This window comes from Flagellimonas meishanensis, from assembly GCF_019880545.1.
GTDB lineage: Bacteria > Bacteroidota > Bacteroidia > Flavobacteriales > Flavobacteriaceae > Flagellimonas > Flagellimonas meishanensis.
On the sequence record NZ_JAINVW010000001.1, the window covers coordinates 892,815 to 908,509 of the forward strand.

Here is a 15,695-nt window from a genome sequence, read left to right on the forward strand (position 1 = left end):
TTGGTCTTTTCTCGCTAGGTATCATGATTTTCGTTTTTGATTCGTTCCACATAGGCCTTGTAGGCTTCCTCGCCTTCCTCTTTCCAGAATTTTTCATAATGTTTCCATTCTTCAAAATCCCTGCGCAAGGAACCACATCGGTTTGACGCTTTGTGCCTTCCTTGTTTACTGGAGCTGCCTTTGCTTTTTCCGCCACCTCCTCCAAAGCCAAAAAGGAGCTTGGCCATCACCATTATGCCAAAGGCTTGCCAATAGTTGATGGTGGACAGTCCAAAAAGGTCTGGCATAAGCCAGTTCCATAGGTACATGAGCACATAAATTGCCAGTAAAAAGAGTACTGTAAAAATCAGTACCATCATAAAAACTTTTATGATTTTCTTTAAATAGTGTTCTGCTTTTCTTTCCATTCTGCTTTCTATATCTCTTGTATGTTCCATAACTGATTGTTTTTAGATTCTTTAATGTTTTCTAAATTTTTTGATAATAGTGAAAGGGCGCGATGCCTTCTGGACATTAGGGTCCCGGAGGGGATGCCTGTCCGTGTTGCTATTTCTTTATAGGAGTAACCTTCAAAATCCACTGCAATGATGATATCCCTATATGGAGCTTTCAATTCGGTGACGGCAGTTTTAAGGGCCGCTTCCATTTCTGGTGCGTACGAATTGTCCGCAGCACCATAAAATAGTTCCGCAAAATCCCGCCATTGGAGATCAATGTCCTCGCTGGAATATTTTCTTTCCGGTCGGCCTCGCATAATGTCTATGATCCTATTTCTTATGGCACTATAAACAAAGCCACCAATGTTATTGATTGGCAGTATGTCATCAGCCTTGGAGAACACGCGCAGCGCGACATCCTGCACAATGTCCTCCGCATCCCGCTCCGAGGTGTCCCGTATCTTGGATTGCACATAGGACCTCAACGAATGATATTCATCATTGAAAAAAGCCGTTAAGTTGTTCCTGTTCTCTGTTTTGGATGCCATTTTAATAAAGGCTGGTTGTGTTCCTCATCTCTAAAGACGAATGATTTCAAATCTATTGCATTTTATGGGCAACTTTTTTTTTCAATTGATGGAATTCGTGAATCATCAACCCAAATGATTCATGAAATGGCAGGTTAGATTTTGGTTTTTTGCACGTATTTTTGGCCCATGGCAGATTCCAACACCATTGAACAGTACCGGACCAAGTTCATCGCACAGCTTGAAGCTAGGATTCAACTTTCCGAACCCAAGAATCTTTACGAACCCATCCAATACATATTGGGTCTGGGCGGAAAGCGCTTGCGGCCCGTTTTGACGCTGATGGCCGTGGAGCTTTTTGGAGGAAAGGCCGAAGCGGGCATGGATGCTGCCCTGGCTGTGGAAATGTTCCATAACTTTTCGTTGATGCATGATGACATCATGGATGATGCCCCCCTGAGAAGGGGAAAGACCACCGTCCATGAAAAATGGGATGTGAAAACGGGCATACTCTCTGGGGACGCCATGTTGATATTGGCCTATCAGTTTTTTGAAAGCTATCCACCCGAGGTTTTCAAGGAGCTCTCGAAGCTTTTCAGCCAAACGGCAATTGAGGTTTGTGAGGGCCAACAATATGATGTGGACTTTGAGACACGTTGGGATGTGACCATTCCGGAGTACCTCAAAATGATTGAATACAAAACTTCCGTATTGGTTGCCGCAGCGTTGAAAATGGGTGCGATTGTCGCCAATGCGCCAAAGGAGGATGCGGAGGCCATTTATGGCTTTGGAAAGAACTTGGGGATTGCCTTTCAATTGCAGGACGATTATCTGGATGCTTTCGGAGACCCCAAAACCTTTGGCAAACAAGTGGGCGGGGATATCATGGAAAACAAAAAAACCTTTCTCTATTTAACATCCATTGGGAAAGGAACAAAAGAACAGCGGGAAAGTTTGCTCCATCTCTATTCTATTAAACCAAAGGACCCGACCGCCAAGGTGGAAACAGTGAAATCCATATTTGAGGAGTGCGGTGCGGTGGAGGCCACCAAAGCTGAAATAAAATCCTTTACGCAAAAGGCTTTTGACACGCTGGAGAGGATGAGACTTTCAGAAGCTAATAAAGGACTTTTGTTGCAATTCGGAAAAAATTTGATGCAGCGTACCGTTTAAAAAAGCCGATGCCATAACGCCCTTAAAAATGGAAGTTTGGGACAGGCACTAATTATTTGAAGTTCCTCCCAGACACTGGTTTTGTCATCAAGGAACTTTAGGATAAGGCTGGCTTTTCTTTTTTTGAACATGGACTCAAATACGGAACGGCCCCTGGAGTTGTCATGATGCAGGACGTCCAGCAAGAGCATATCATAGAACTGGAAACGACTTTTTTTGTAAAATTGGGTAAGTTCCTTCCCCTGTCTGATATGCTCCACAAGGTTTTTTACCTGTCTGCTGGTGTTGTAAAAGGTAAAACCAGTGCTAGGTTTGGCCCATCCACCAGCAATACCAATATGTAGAAGGCGTTCGGTGTTCAGGGCGTGAAAGGGATAGCACGTCATGGGAATGCTACCAAACTCCCGATCAACAATTTTATAGGGAACGGCATCATATTTTTCTGCTACATAGGATTTGATGGCACTTTCATAGTCTTCTTTTTTCAGCAATTTTTCCGAGAACAGTGTGTACTCCACCAAGGCTTCCGTTTCTGAAAAAGGAAGCACGTACATGAAGCGGGTATTCCCGTTTTGCGGAATTGAAAAATCCATAAAGGTGGCTTCCCTTGGATTAAAGGCCGCTTTTTCCGTTTTGATGAACCAACCCAAAAAATGCTGTTGCAGTACAGGAAACCTATCTTGGTTTTTTACAGGATCAACATCAAAAATGCTATTGAAGACCACTTGGCCCCCATATTCACCCTTTTCAGTTTTGACGGACACATGATGCTTACCTTCCGAGATGTCAAATACCAGATCTTCCACCCATGTGATGTTTGCATACGACTTTACCTTGGGCACGTAGTGACGGTAAAAATCTATCCCCCGCATCATTTTGTAGGCGTAAGGTACTATGGAAGTGGACAAGCGGAGCTTTTCACCAGCAACATAGATGTTATCCCATTTTTTGTGGACCAAGGCATCAAAATCACCCGAACCCCTTTCCCAAAAGCACCAAGTACGATCATTACTGGCTTTGGTTCCTTTTTCCAACACCAATATGGACTTGGAGTGGAAATAGGGATCCTTTCCTAGAGCATCCGCCAGCAGCAAACCTGAGGCACCGGCACCAACAATGATATAATCGTACTGGGACATGGGCTAAAAATACGGAAAGGATGTATAATGGGAACATGAACGATCAAGATTGAATCGATGGTTTGTCTATTTGATGAATCTATCTATATTGACTTTTCTACTTGCATCATTGGCTTCCTTTACTGAGGCCAATATACTATCTAGCAAATCACGATCGTATACAAGACCGTTGTTGATAACCATATTAATGGTTTTGGTATTCGCAATGTTTTCCAGTGGATTATTATCAAGCAGTACAAGATTAGCCCGATAACCGGTTTCTATCTTTCCAGAATTACTCTTTAACCAAGCGGCTGGTATGGCTGTTGCCGATTGAAGTATTTGTGCTGTGGACATCCCTGCCCGATTTAGACTTTGTAATTCATCATGTAGTGAAAATCCGGGTACTGCGGGAGGTAGATTTGAATCGGTCCCAGTCATAATCTTAACACCTAAGCTGGAAAGTTTGTTTGCCAATATTTGGCAAGCCTTTGTATAGGTTTTCCAGTATTTTTTTCTGCCGTTCTTTTCTTCTTCTGTTAGATTTTCAGGCAGTTTGTACCGATTTACTTCGGGAAGCCAGCCCAACCCTTGTGGAATGTAACTGACCCATTCACTAATACCTGGATTTTCGTATTCCAGTTCAACTTCCTTCAAAACTTCCTCAATGGCAAAAGGTTGCCTGGCGAAGCTTTCTGTAAGCCATAAGGTGGAAGTAACGGCGATATCATGCTTTTTAAGGTTCTCGGCCAAGGAAGCACAACGATCTTCGACAAAAGTCAGGAATTCTTCTTCCTTTCCATAGAAGCTCCCAATGTTTACTTTGTCGCTAAATTCCCGACTTAGCGCATTCATCAATTCCTCAAAATGAGCAATTCCACGTTGTCCATTTTTCCAAACCTCAGCCAGTTCAAGTTGCCAGGGGATATGTCCAAAAACAGGCATGCCAAGAGAATCGGCAGTTTGCAAAACCGCCATGTAACTCTCCTTATTTATTTGGCTATATATTTTTATGCCGTCATAGCCTTTATCGTGAAGGCTTTGGACCTTTTCACGGGCTTGTTGTGCATTTTGGACATTCATGTATCCCTGTGACCAAGACATAAACCATCCCTCCATGGATTTAAAACTGCCCAATCTTGGAGAGGCAACGAACATTTTGGGACCTAGCCTTTTTCCTTGGTCTATCTCATCGCGCCATTTTAGATGATCTTCCTCACCAATCAACTCTCTAATTTCAGTAACTCCATTGGCTAAATACAATAGCAGATCGTTGGGGCTTTGAAACAGATGCACATGGGTGTCAATCAAACCAGGTATAAGATATTTTCCCTCGGCATCAATCACTTCGGTTTTGGCTGAAATTGTTGTCGGGGGGCCTATTTTGGAAATCAACCCATTTTCAATCAAAACAGTTTGGTCAGGGATAATGCTATCCATTTCGGAGTGTACAATATTCACATTCACAATGGCAAAAGACCCGTTCTTGGGAGAGAATTGTTCTGAATTTACTCTTTTGGTGAGTCCTCCATACATACGTTTGCCATCTTTGGTCATTACTAATATTCCAATCCCCAACAATAGGATGAATGAAATTCCAGTGTACTTTAATGTTTTTTTCCAGTTCATTTGTAAAAGTTTTAGCTGTTTGTCTTGCCAAACTTATCATGACCTTTTTTTGATCACAAGCAAAATGTGACGGCCTGTTTGTTTTGGGATGGATGACAAACTAAAAGGGATAGACGGCAAAGAACTGGGACGAATGACAAAAGTGGCAGAGTCGAATTCTAGCGAAAAACAGAGACAAAAGATCTGGAGACGGGAACCAAATGATTGCATCCGGAAAGGGCCAATAGTAGACCTTGGGCATTTCCTGAGGTAGAAACAATGGCATTTTTGTTGACAAGATATGATCTATGGCATTTGACTATTCCACTATTTTTGGCTTTGGCCAGAACCTCTTTTAAGGTGGTACGCTCTATTACTGTCCTTAACTGGTCCTTTGAATCGATGTAATAAACCTTCACATAGTTTTGTAGAGCCTCTATGTATCTTATCTGTTTCGTGGGAATTTCCAAAAAATCACGATTCCTTGTTTCAACATCCCTGAAACCATGTATGTTTTTTTGGTTGATATGATTTGCAATGCCCTGATATTTTCTCTCTTGATTAAAAACGGTAATGACTCCAAGAACGGTAATGGGGATTATGCCGATCATAAAGGTGCTGTATATCATTGTGGGGAAAAGGGACCAATCGATATAACCTATGATCAAAATTCGTGCAAAAAGAAAATTGGCCAAACTGATGAGCAACATAATGCCAAGGTTGTGGATTATCCATTTTCCAAGGGTCCAATCTTGTTGCTTTCCCCTCAAACCAAGAAGTCTATATACCACTAGGTCGTATAGCATGGCGGCAATAAAGGTCATACTGCCAAATCCCAAACAGATAGGAAACTTGTTGGATTCCAATGTTTGGATTCCAAAAGGTTGGAAGATGAACAGAAAGAAAGTTACAAATACGCTAAGGACGACACTGTTCCTCAAATAGACCTTCCCAGTGTCAAAAGGGAAAGGTTTTTTAAAAAACCCAATAAATTGATTGAGGATGCCCATAGGTTAAAAATACGGAAAGGAACTAGATGTTGTGCAAACTTCAAGCCAATTCAATGTGCTCGAAATGGGACACGGAGCACGCCGTTATATATTTTTCCATGCCTTTAGGTATATGGGCCTGGTTCCAATCCTCCCCTGCAAATACGATGAGGTCCTTTACACTTTCCCATTTGGAGATCATTACAAAATCGTTGGGATTCCATTTTGATGGCCTCCCGATTTCCAAAGACACCAAACCTTGGTATTTTTTTACCAAAGGGACCGAAATTTCTTTGAACTTGGCCTCAAATTCGTCGTGTAGGTCTGTGGGGATCGTGGCGGTAAAGATTCTTATTATCATTTTTTCTATAGGGTTTTAAAACAGATTCTGGCCCGGGGCCATTTTAATCACAGGCACAATAGCTGTCACTGCCAGCTTTTTTAAAACACTCCCTGCCCTCCTTAAAAGCAAAGTAAGAAAGTCCAAGTGTTCCGATACTGTCTATATAAGGAATGCCAAAAAGTTCATAAATACCACTGCTCAAAAGCAGGATGATGGACATATAAACACAGACCATGGTACAGCTGGCATCGGCCAAAATGGGCTCAGAATTCAATTGTTTACCCACTTTTCTTTTCCAAAGTACCAGCACCCACATGACCAATATTGAAATTACAGAAATGACCACGCCCCAAAAGGTCTCCAAAGGTCTGTGTCCAGTCCAGATAGTGTAGATGCTGGTCAGTACCAAACCTAAGGTCAACAGATAGAACGCAACTCCGGTCATCCTTAAAGCGGTACGTTCAAAGTGGCCCCTGTGGCTATCCGGATTCTTTTTGATCCGTAAGACCATGTAAGCAATCCCCAATCCAGATATGACTTCAATAAAACTATCCAATCCAAAACCGAACAAGGCCAAACTCTCATCCTCAAATCCTATATAGGTTGAAATTAGACCTTCGACAATATTGTAGAGTATGGTAAACAATGCGAGTCCGAAGGCAATGTTGTAGCGCTTTGTGGTATTTGTCAATTCTGATGTCATCCTACTTTGAAGCTCTGGCAATTCCACTGGAATGTATTAAACTATTTGACATCTAAGGTAACCAATCCAAAACCTATCTAAAAAACCGTATACCGCAATCCAAAAAAACCGCGAACACCTTGGTTGGGACCATACACATAGGTAGGATCAAAAGTGAGCGCAAAGGGATTGTCCGGAGTGGCCTGAGCATTTCCGTTGGCATCAAAGGTTACGTTCTGGTCAAAAGGATCGTTAGATCTTGCAATGATGAAAGGATTGCCCCTGTTTGGGGTCCAGTCCAAAAGATTTTTTACCCCACCATACACTTCAAAATCCTTTAGGCCCTTATAGGTGAACTGGATATTTTGAATGCTCCAAGTAGGTGAAAACTCCTGGCGCGGGTCCAATGCACCCAAAAGGGGCAAGCGCATGGGACCATAAAGGTTCCCCGTGTAATCCACAGATAGGTTCAGGGAGTGGAAGGTGTAGGATATGTTCCAGGTGCCCGTAAAACTTTCAGTGAGTATCTGTCGCTGGGTGATGCCATTCTCCGTATTGCTCACATCTTGCCAAGTGGCCCCTGCCAAGAATCGGAAACCATTGGCAAAGACCATTTCCAAATTGGCGCTGACACCTTGTGAGATGGACTTGCCGTCCAGATTATCATAGATAATGGCATTGGGATCCGTATCGTAATCTGGTAAAATGATGTTTGAGAAATGTGTGTAGAAAACGGAGGCATCCATGCTGATGAATGTTCCATTGTCGCTATAGATTTTTTTAAGGTAGTTAAGATTCACGTTGATGGAACGCTCTGGCTTCAAGGCTTCGACAATTACCACCTCCCGAGACCCGGTGAGGGCCGCATGGTCTTCCGTGAAAAGATTCACTACACGAAATCCAGTCCCGGCATTGACGCGAAAAATGTCGTGGTCCGAAAATTTCCATTTGTAGGCCGCCCTTGGGGTGAAAATATTGCCATGCCGTTTATCATAATCATACCTGAGCCCTGCCAAAAAGGAATGTTTTGGCGCCAGTTTTATTTCATCCTGAACAAATAGGCTTGGAATAAGGATATTATCAGCGCTTGTCGTGGCCGGTGTATTGTCGTCATAGTAATTGTAACGCAGGGCACTGCCCACCAGCAAGTCATGCTTTCCAATGGATTTGTCCCAGGTCAATTGCCCAAAACCGATGCGCTGGTCCGCCAAATAGAGTTCGTTTCCATAGGCCGAGTTTTGGCTATGGTCATTATAGGACAGCGAAAGCAACATTTTTTCCTTTAGGGGGAGTTCGTATTTGCCCAAAACCTCCCATCTACGGGTATAGATGCTTTCGCCATAGATTTCATTCCCACCCCGAAATTCTGGGGTCCATTGCATTTCTCCCCCCCAGCGGTCTTCGTAAAAAAAACGACCAGCCAATGAAAACATACGAGCGTTGTTCCGTTTAAAATTCCATTTTTGGAAAATGGAGATTCGGTCTTGCAAGGTGACGTCAGTGAAGTTATCCCCATTATTGTCAATTGGGATATCATAGTTAAAATAGTTGACGCCCAACAATAGATCTGTTTTTTTACCCATCTCAATTTTGGAGCCTATATCCAAGTTATATTCGCCCCACCCGGTAACGAAACCATCGGCAAAAAACTCTGGGGCATTTGGGGCATGTTTGGTAATAATATTGATTAACCCGCCAACGGCTTCGCTGCCATATAGGGTAGATGCGGGTCCCTTTACAATTTCAATTTGTTCTATCAATGAGTTAGGAATTCCTGTAAGGCCATACACCGTCCCCAAACCACTTACAATGGGCATTCCATCGATGAGCACCAAAGTATAGGGTCCTTCCAGGCCGTTTATGTGGATATCGCCGGTGTTGCAAACGCTACAATTGATCTGCGGACGTACCCCATTTACGTTTTGAAGGGCATCAAATATGCTGGGTGTTGGATTTTTTCTGAAAAAGGCCGGGGTATATACCTCCACGGGAACCGGACTTTCCAATCGGCTGACGGGTTTCAAGGTTCCGGTAACAACAGTTTCTTCCAAACTCTCCGCGGAAGGCTCCATCTGAATTTCGAGCCACTGGGCTTCCCCGGGCCCTACCTTTATCAAGGTTCGATAGGGAAGATAGCCTATGGAAGAGGCAATCAATACATACGATCCCGGATCTAACGATTCAAAGGAAAATTGGCCTTCATCGTTCGTTGACACCCCAATCTGGGTTCCCTTGAGCATCACATTGACATACGGCAATGGGTTGCCGCTTTCGGTTATGCTCCCCGAAAGGGTCGCTTTCTGGGCCGTTCCCAAAACCGAAGACAAAATCAATAGGAGTGGAATTAAGAACCGTAGTTTTTTCAATTTATATAAAATTAAATTTAGACAAATCTAAAAATTGATTTTGAGAAATAAAAATGTATTTTTGAAAAAAGTCTGTTCAATGACCCGTTCAGAAGAGAATTATCTCAAGACCATTTTTCATTTAGGTGGAGGCAGGGACGCTTCCATTACCACCAATGCCATTGCGGAACAAATGGAGACCAAGCCTTCTTCCGTAACCGATATGGCGCGGAAATTGGCAGAAAAGGGACTGCTTCACTATAAAAAATATCAAGGGGTTTCGCTTACTGACCTTGGTACGAAAAAGGCGCTTTCAATAATTAGAAAACATCGGTTGTGGGAGGTTTTTTTGGTTGAAAAGTTGGATTTTACTTGGGACGAGGTCCACGAAGTGGCCGAGCAATTGGAACACATCAAAAGCGAAAAATTGATAGACAAGCTTGATGAACTCCTGGATTTTCCAAAATATGATCCCCATGGCGATCCCATTCCGACCAAGGACGGGAAGTTCATGGAACGGGACAAAAAGTTGCTCAGTGAAATGCCAATCAGCGCTTCCGGGGTCTGCGTTGGGGTAAAGGATTCCTCCGTGCCGTTTCTCAAGTTTCTGGACAAAAACAAAATAGCTTTGGGAAATACCATAAAAGTGCTGGAAAAAGAGGATTTTGACCAATCCCTTCGTATACAGATGGAAGGGAAGGATTTTCGTATTTCCCATCAGATAGCATCCAATCTTTACGTTAAAACCGAATAAAATGGAAGAAGTAATTGCATATTTACAGTCCATAGACCCCATTTTGGCAGCTTTGTACGCTACACTGTTCACTTGGGGATTGACAGCGGCCGGAGCCGCCCTGGTCTTCTTGTTCAAGAGTCCGAACAGGGCCCTATTGGATGGCATGTTGGGTTTTACGGGCGGCGTGATGGTGGCTGCCAGTTTTTGGAGTCTGTTGGCCCCGGGCATTGAAATGAGCGAAGGAGAAGGATTTGTCAAGGTGATTCCCGCTGCGGTGGGTTTTTTGATGGGGGCCGCGTTTATATTTGGATTGGATAAGGTTTTGCCCCATGTACATATCAATTTTAAGACCAGCGAGGCCGAGGGTGTAAAGACTCCTTGGCATCGGACCACACTTTTAGTGCTGGCCATAACGTTGCACAATATTCCAGAAGGGTTGGCCGTAGGGGTCCTCTTTGGGGGTGTTGCCTCTGGGTTTGAGGGAGCCACCATTGGAGGGGCGGTGGCTTTGGCTTTGGGAATAGGACTTCAGAATTTCCCCGAAGGTTTTGCCGTGGCGGTACCCATGCGAAGGCAGGGATTGAGCAGACGTAAGAGTTGGGTATATGGCCAGGCTTCGGCCTTGGTAGAGCCCATTGCCGGGGTTTTGGGCGCATGGGCCGTATTGACATTTGAGCCAATCTTACCGTATGCGCTAGCTTTCGCAGCAGGAGCCATGATTTTTGTGGTCGTTGAAGAAGTGATACCAGAAACCCAGCAGGACAAATACACTGACATCGCCACCATGGGCTTCATCGGGGGCTTCATCATCATGATGATGTTGGATGTTGGGCTTGGGTGAAAATTATTTAAGCTCATCCAACATCAATCCATAATCGTATTGCAAATCTTCATGCAGCGATTCGATTTTTTTTTCAATAAAGGTCAACTGCCTCCCATACAAATTTAACAGGGGGGTATTTTTATGGATAGATGGTCTGAACGCCTTCAACTTTTGGCAGAAATAAAGCAGTAATTCCACCTCGGTTTCTTTGTTTCCCGAATAGCGGATGTACTTTTTTAGGGCTCTAAGAATCTTGCGGATGCTTTTTTTGATGTAAAAGAAACTACTGGCATTGATTTCTGAAAACATTCCATCCACCTCTGCCTTTATGGTTTGGATATAGGCTGCTTCATTGTCAGCTTCAAAAAGCAAATAGGTGAGCAGTTCCTTATTTTCCAGTTTAAATCGTGCCAATCGCAAACACAGCTGCAGTATTTCGTCGGCATTTTGATGCTGAAGTTCTTTTTTAAGTTGGGCAATGGTAGCGGCTTTCATCAGCTTCGAAGATACGAAGCCCTATTCAAATAGGTAAAGATTCTTTAGGGACTTAAAGCGCCTTCACGCTCTAGGTTTATGAAAAAATCTGGTGTTTTTCCTTTAGGGTTGTGTGTTTACTATCTAGTACAGGCGCATCTCATACTTGGAAGGATATTGTGGAAGGAAAAATATACTTGTATAGCGCTTAGCTAAGGATTAGGGCATTTAATCTATATCGATTGTTGATTTCAACTCAATTTGTTAATATTGCACGTTTTACAATTACTTAACATTTCATGGGAAGTAGGTGCTTAGTACTTTTCTTTTTTCTACTAATATTTCAGGCGCAGAGTGTTTCGAGTCAAGTTTACTTTGAAAGGTCTTCTATATTTTCTGGTGGCGAAGTCGGCTATGGTCAAGTAACTACTTTTCATGGCCCCGGTGTTTCATTTATGGATTACGATAATGATGGTTGGGACGATATAACCATTCCGGCATCTTCCACTAAGGATTTCCAATTTTTAAGAAACAATGAAGGGCAGTTTGAAATTCAGAGCCTTCCAATTACCAGTAATGGGCTGCAGGCCAGACAAGTAACATGGGTGGACTTTGATAATGACGGTGACAATGATTTTTTTGCAACCAGTGATTTAGGGCAATGTTGGTTCTATAGAAATGATGGCAGCAACAATTTCACCGATATTCTTCAGTCCTCTGGGATAACCTTGCAAAGCTATCCTTTTTGGGGAGTTGCCTGGGGGGATTATAATAACGATGGATTTCTTGATCCTTTTTTGATGGTACGGGATCCGATTTTGGTAGCGCATAATCTTTTATATAGGAACAATGGTGATGGCACATTCACGGATGTAACCGAGGTAGCGGGGCTCAACTTGATCGGTGAAATGACCCAGAGCGCCTCCTTCTTTGATTATGACAGAGATGGATTTCAAGATTTAATCCTGGCCAATGACAAGGATTTAATAAAAAATGTACTCTACCGGAATAATGGTGACGGGACATTTCAGGATGTAAGTATCATTTCAAACATGGATTTGGAAATGGACGGTATGTCCACCACCATATCGGACTATGACAATGATGGTTTTTTAGATGTTTATATAACCAATATCTATCCCCCTGACATTGTTACAAGTGTATTTGGAAATGCTTTTATGCGCAACAATGGTGACGGCACATTTACCAATATTGCACAAAACAATGGTACCCGATTTGATAGTTTTGGGTGGGGAGCAGTTTTTCTGGACTCAGAAAATGATGGCGATCTGGATCTGTTCGTTGATGGCCATTTAGATGGAACGCAAGGAAGGATTTCTTCCGCTTACTATGAAAATGACGGCAGTGGGAACTATACCATTCCGCAGGATTCTGGCTTTGAAAATGATATGGCGGCTAGTTATGGTAACGCCATAGGAGATATTCAAAATGATGGCCTTCCTGATATTGTGGTGATAAATATCGAAGATGAACCTTTGGATGTTTGGGAAAACAAAACGGCGACCCAAAATAACTGGTTGAAAATAAAACTCTTAGGTACCAGTAGTAACCGTATGGGCGTAGGCTCTTATATTAAGGTTGCGGTTGGTGACAAAACCTATTATAGATATACGTTGTGTGGTGAAGGCTATATAGGACAAAACAGCACTTATGAATTCTTTGGATTGGGACCCGCCACCAATGTGGATTCCATTGAGGTTACCTGGTTGAGTGGGACTGTGGATCTTATCGTAAATGTAGAAGCGAACCAGGCAATAACCATAACCGAGGGTTCCAACGAGATCGAAGTTGATGATAATCATGGAAACAGCTCAAATGACAATGAGTCTGATCATTCTGTGGCAAGGCAATGGAATGAAGTCTTACTGAACGCAATAAGATGGGATTTTGCCAGACCAACCGTTCATGCCCGAAACCTGTTCCATACTTCGGTGGCTATGTACGACGCATGGGCCATTTTTGACAATACAGCAGAATCGATTTTCTTAGGTAAGACCTTCGGAGGTTATTCGTGCAATTTTGAGGGAGTCGTAGAACCCGCAAACGTTGAGGACGCTGCGGCGGAAGTCATGAGCTACGCCATGTATGGATTACTAAAGCATAGATTTGCCGAATCTCCCGGTGGCACGGCTGTCTCTCAGCTTGCGGATAATTTAATGAATAGGTTAGGTTATGATTCTGCAATAACAGGTGTGGATTATAGTGAAGGCTCTTATGCGGCATTGGGAAACTATTTGGCTGAACAACTGATAGCGTTTGGTCTACAAGATGGATCAAATGAGATGGAAAGTTATGGGAATAGGTACTATAATCCTGTCAACCAACCACTGGAGCTTGATGCTTACCAGGAGCCGTTTGAGCTAGCAGATCCCAATCGATGGCAGCCATTGACGTTTGAAAGTTTTGTAGACCAAAGTGGGAACAGCATTACTGGCAGCACGCCAGAATTTCTTAGCCCAGAGTGGGGTGAAGTCATACCCTTTGCCCTGAAGCAGATGGATTTGGAAATACTTCAAAACGGTTTTGATAGTTATATTTACAATGACCCGGGTGCGCCACCATCCATTCAATTGGGAAACGGTATTGATGATCCCTATAAATGGCATTTTGCCTTGGTGGCCTCTTGGTCTTCACATCTTGACCCGAGTGATCCAACGGAAATGGACATATCCCCTGGTTCCTTAGGAAATGTGGACATCGAAGATTATCCAACCAACTTTTTAGAATACCAAACCTTTTATAATTTTATGGAAGGTGGGGACATAGGTACGGGCCACCCATTAAACCCAACTACCCAGCAACCCTATGAACCCCAATTGGTAAAACGTGCTGATTATGCAAGAGTTTTAGCCGAGTTTTGGGCGGATGGACCGGATTCAGAAACCCCACCAGGACACTGGTTCACCATTCTTAATTATGTTTCCGATCATCCAGAAACCATAAAACAATTTGGAGGTAATGACACATTATCAAGCAATTTGGAATGGGATGTAAAGGCGTATCTTGCTCTGGGGGGAGCCATGCACGATGCGGCGGTAACCACATGGGGAGTAAAGGGTTATTATGATTATGTAAGACCTATTTCTGCCATAAGGTATATGGCGTCCAAGGGTCAAAGCACCAATCCCGAGCTTTCCAGCTACGACCCACATGGAATTCCCTTGATACCAGGAAGAATCGAATTGATTGAAGCTGGCGATCCGCTTGCAGGACCTATGGATGAAAATGTAGGCAAAATAAAAATATTGGGTTGGAAAGGCCCCGACTTTATATTTGATCCCACTACAGATGTTGCAGGCGTGGATTGGATTCTTGGAACGCAATGGTGGCCCTACCAACGCCCCACTTTTGTAACACCCCCGTTTGCAGGCTATGTTTCGGGACACTCTACTTTTTCAAGGGCTGCTGCGGAAGTGTTGACATTGATTACAGGTGACGCTTTTTTTCCTGGAGGAATGGGGGTTTTTGACATAGAACAAAATAATTTCTTGGTTTTTGAACAAGGCCCAAGCGAAAATCTAGTATTGCAGTGGGCCACCTATAGGGACGCTTCGGACCAAACCAGCCTTTCAAGGATATGGGGGGGAATTCATCCTCCTGTGGATGATATTCCAGGAAGGCTTATGGGTGAAAAAATAGGTAAGCAATCTTTCGGTTTGGCGCAAGAATACTTTGATGGATTGGTCAACTTCGCAGCCGATAATTTTTTGATTGAAATTACTGGGGAAACATGTGTGGACAACAATGACGGCAGTGTAACCATTATTCCCAGGGACTACTACAAATACACGGCAAATTTGGACGGTCAACAATATAACTTCACTTCAGAATACACCATAAATGAACTGACCCCAGGGAATCATTATCTTTGTTTAGGGGTACAGGGCAATGATGAAATTGAACAGTGCTACAACATAGTAGTTTCGGAGGCCAGTCCAATGGTAACAACTACAGAATTGCAGGGTGAAGGAGATGGTGTGCTGCTATCCCTCAACGTTGAGGGAGGTACTCCACCCTATTCTTTGGAGATCAACGGCACCATGTTTGCTGAATTTGAAAATCAAAAGTTCAGTACAACCGTAAAAAATGGGGATGTGTTGCGGGTGTATTCCGAAGTTCCATGCGAGGGTTCTTATTCGGAGGTTATTGATATAAAAAACAGACCTATCCTGTATTCCAATCCCAGTTCTTTTGAAACCATGCTTCGAGTTGGGCAAGATAATGGTAGTATTCCTATTGCCATTTTTGGCATTAATGGGCAATTTATAAGGACCAGTGATTATGAAATCAACAATGGGGACATAAGAATTCCCACGTACGATTTACCTTCCGGAATTTATATATTGGTAGTATCTACAAATCCAGAAGTTTCCTTTAAATTGGTAAAAGAATAGGGGCTATTTAGAACTTTGATGAGCC

At 43.1% G+C, this 15,695-nt stretch carries 13 protein-coding genes; 4 read left to right on the forward strand and 9 right to left on the reverse strand.

Going from position 1 to position 15,695, the window contains the following annotated elements; translation table 11 throughout:
• Window positions 1–14: 14 nt before the first annotated feature.
• Together K7G75_RS04010 and K7G75_RS04015 are read right to left on the reverse strand one after the other, a co-directional pair.
• The gene (locus tag K7G75_RS04010) at window positions 15–437 is read right to left on the reverse strand and encodes a hypothetical protein (RefSeq protein ID WP_222982935.1); all 423 of its coding nucleotides are present in this window, start codon (window positions 435–437) and stop codon (window positions 15–17) included.
• Entirely contained in the window at window positions 416–985 is a 570-nt protein-coding gene (locus tag K7G75_RS04015) for an RNA polymerase sigma factor (RefSeq protein WP_222982936.1), read from the reverse strand. Before K7G75_RS04015 ends, K7G75_RS04010 begins: the two co-directional genes overlap by 22 nt.
• A gap of 168 nt (window positions 986–1,153) precedes the next feature.
• Here K7G75_RS04015 and K7G75_RS04020 point away from each other — a divergent pair, with 168 nt between their 5' ends.
• Entirely contained in the window at window positions 1,154–2,137 is a 984-nt protein-coding gene (locus K7G75_RS04020; RefSeq protein WP_222982937.1) for a polyprenyl synthetase family protein, read from the forward strand.
• On the opposite strand, the gene K7G75_RS04025 is transcribed toward K7G75_RS04020, so the two are convergent.
• The 6 genes from K7G75_RS04025 to K7G75_RS04050 all read right to left on the reverse strand — a co-directional run bounded on the left by K7G75_RS04025 (window position 2,134) and on the right by K7G75_RS04050 (window position 9,243).
• A complete protein-coding gene (locus tag K7G75_RS04025) occupies window positions 2,134–3,276 on the reverse strand; it encodes a lycopene cyclase family protein (protein WP_222982938.1) in 1,143 nt (380 codons plus the stop codon). The two genes, K7G75_RS04020 and K7G75_RS04025, sit on opposite strands and share 4 nt — an antisense overlap.
• A gap of 66 nt (window positions 3,277–3,342) precedes the next feature.
• Window positions 3,343–4,884 carry an amidohydrolase family protein gene (locus K7G75_RS04030; protein ID WP_222982939.1) on the reverse strand — a complete coding sequence of 514 codons (1,542 nt, stop codon included), beginning with the start codon at window positions 4,882–4,884 and terminating at the stop codon, window positions 3,343–3,345.
• 158 nt (window positions 4,885–5,042) lie between these two features.
• Window positions 5,043–5,873, reverse strand: a complete 831-nt coding sequence (locus K7G75_RS04035; RefSeq protein ID WP_222982940.1) for a LytTR family DNA-binding domain-containing protein — start codon at window positions 5,871–5,873, stop codon at window positions 5,043–5,045.
• 40 nt (window positions 5,874–5,913) lie between these two features.
• On the reverse strand, window positions 5,914–6,213 hold the full coding sequence (locus K7G75_RS04040; protein ID WP_222982941.1) for an antibiotic biosynthesis monooxygenase family protein: 300 nt from the start codon (window positions 6,211–6,213) through the stop codon (window positions 5,914–5,916).
• 43 nt (window positions 6,214–6,256) lie between these two features.
• Window positions 6,257–6,898: a cation efflux transmembrane domain-containing protein gene (locus tag K7G75_RS04045; protein ID WP_222982942.1), complete on the reverse strand. Its 642-nt coding sequence runs from the start codon at window positions 6,896–6,898 to the stop codon at window positions 6,257–6,259.
• Between the two features lie 77 nt (window positions 6,899–6,975).
• The gene (locus tag K7G75_RS04050) at window positions 6,976–9,243 is read right to left on the reverse strand and encodes a TonB-dependent receptor (RefSeq protein WP_222982943.1); all 2,268 of its coding nucleotides are present in this window, start codon (window positions 9,241–9,243) and stop codon (window positions 6,976–6,978) included.
• A 79-nt stretch (window positions 9,244–9,322) separates the two neighbouring features.
• Here K7G75_RS04050 and K7G75_RS04055 point away from each other — a divergent pair, with 79 nt between their 5' ends.
• Window positions 9,323–9,976 (forward strand): metal-dependent transcriptional regulator, encoded by a 654-nt coding sequence (locus K7G75_RS04055; protein WP_222982944.1) that lies wholly within the window; start codon window positions 9,323–9,325, stop codon window positions 9,974–9,976.
• A gap of 1 nt (window position 9,977) precedes the next feature.
• The gene (locus K7G75_RS04060; protein WP_222982945.1) at window positions 9,978–10,799 is read left to right on the forward strand and encodes a ZIP family metal transporter; all 822 of its coding nucleotides are present in this window, start codon (window positions 9,978–9,980) and stop codon (window positions 10,797–10,799) included.
• 3 nt (window positions 10,800–10,802) lie between these two features.
• Here K7G75_RS04060 and K7G75_RS04065 read toward each other — a convergent pair whose 3' ends face one another.
• Entirely contained in the window at window positions 10,803–11,276 is a 474-nt protein-coding gene (locus K7G75_RS04065) for a hypothetical protein (RefSeq protein ID WP_222982946.1), read from the reverse strand.
• 434 nt (window positions 11,277–11,710) lie between these two features.
• Between K7G75_RS04065 and K7G75_RS04070 the strand changes: the two genes are divergently transcribed.
• Window positions 11,711–15,670, forward strand: a complete 3,960-nt coding sequence (locus K7G75_RS04070; RefSeq protein WP_222982947.1) for an FG-GAP-like repeat-containing protein — start codon at window positions 11,711–11,713, stop codon at window positions 15,668–15,670.
• The last annotated feature ends 25 nt before the right edge of the window (window positions 15,671–15,695 follow it).

Bases quoted from the DNA above. Each gene is read 5' to 3' on its own strand.
- K7G75_RS04010 (WP_222982935.1), bottom strand. From the start codon at position 437: ATGGAACATACAAGAGATATAGAAAGCAGAATGGAAAGAAAAGCAGAA.
- K7G75_RS04015 (WP_222982936.1), bottom strand. From the start codon at position 985: ATGGCATCCAAAACAGAGAACAGGAACAACTTAACGGCTTTTTTCAAT.
- K7G75_RS04020 (WP_222982937.1), top strand. From the start codon at position 1,154: ATGGCAGATTCCAACACCATTGAACAGTACCGGACCAAGTTCATCGCA.
- K7G75_RS04025 (WP_222982938.1), bottom strand. From the start codon at position 3,276: ATGTCCCAGTACGATTATATCATTGTTGGTGCCGGTGCCTCAGGTTTG.
- K7G75_RS04030 (WP_222982939.1), bottom strand. From the start codon at position 4,884: ATGAACTGGAAAAAAACATTAAAGTACACTGGAATTTCATTCATCCTA.
- K7G75_RS04035 (WP_222982940.1), bottom strand. From the start codon at position 5,873: ATGGGCATCCTCAATCAATTTATTGGGTTTTTTAAAAAACCTTTCCCT.
- K7G75_RS04040 (WP_222982941.1), bottom strand. From the start codon at position 6,213: ATGATAATAAGAATCTTTACCGCCACGATCCCCACAGACCTACACGAC.
- K7G75_RS04045 (WP_222982942.1), bottom strand. From the start codon at position 6,898: ATGACATCAGAATTGACAAATACCACAAAGCGCTACAACATTGCCTTC.
- K7G75_RS04055 (WP_222982944.1), top strand. From the start codon at position 9,323: ATGACCCGTTCAGAAGAGAATTATCTCAAGACCATTTTTCATTTAGGT.
- K7G75_RS04060 (WP_222982945.1), top strand. From the start codon at position 9,978: ATGGAAGAAGTAATTGCATATTTACAGTCCATAGACCCCATTTTGGCA.
- K7G75_RS04065 (WP_222982946.1), bottom strand. From the start codon at position 11,276: ATGAAAGCCGCTACCATTGCCCAACTTAAAAAAGAACTTCAGCATCAA.
- K7G75_RS04070 (WP_222982947.1), top strand. From the start codon at position 11,711: ATGGATTACGATAATGATGGTTGGGACGATATAACCATTCCGGCATCT.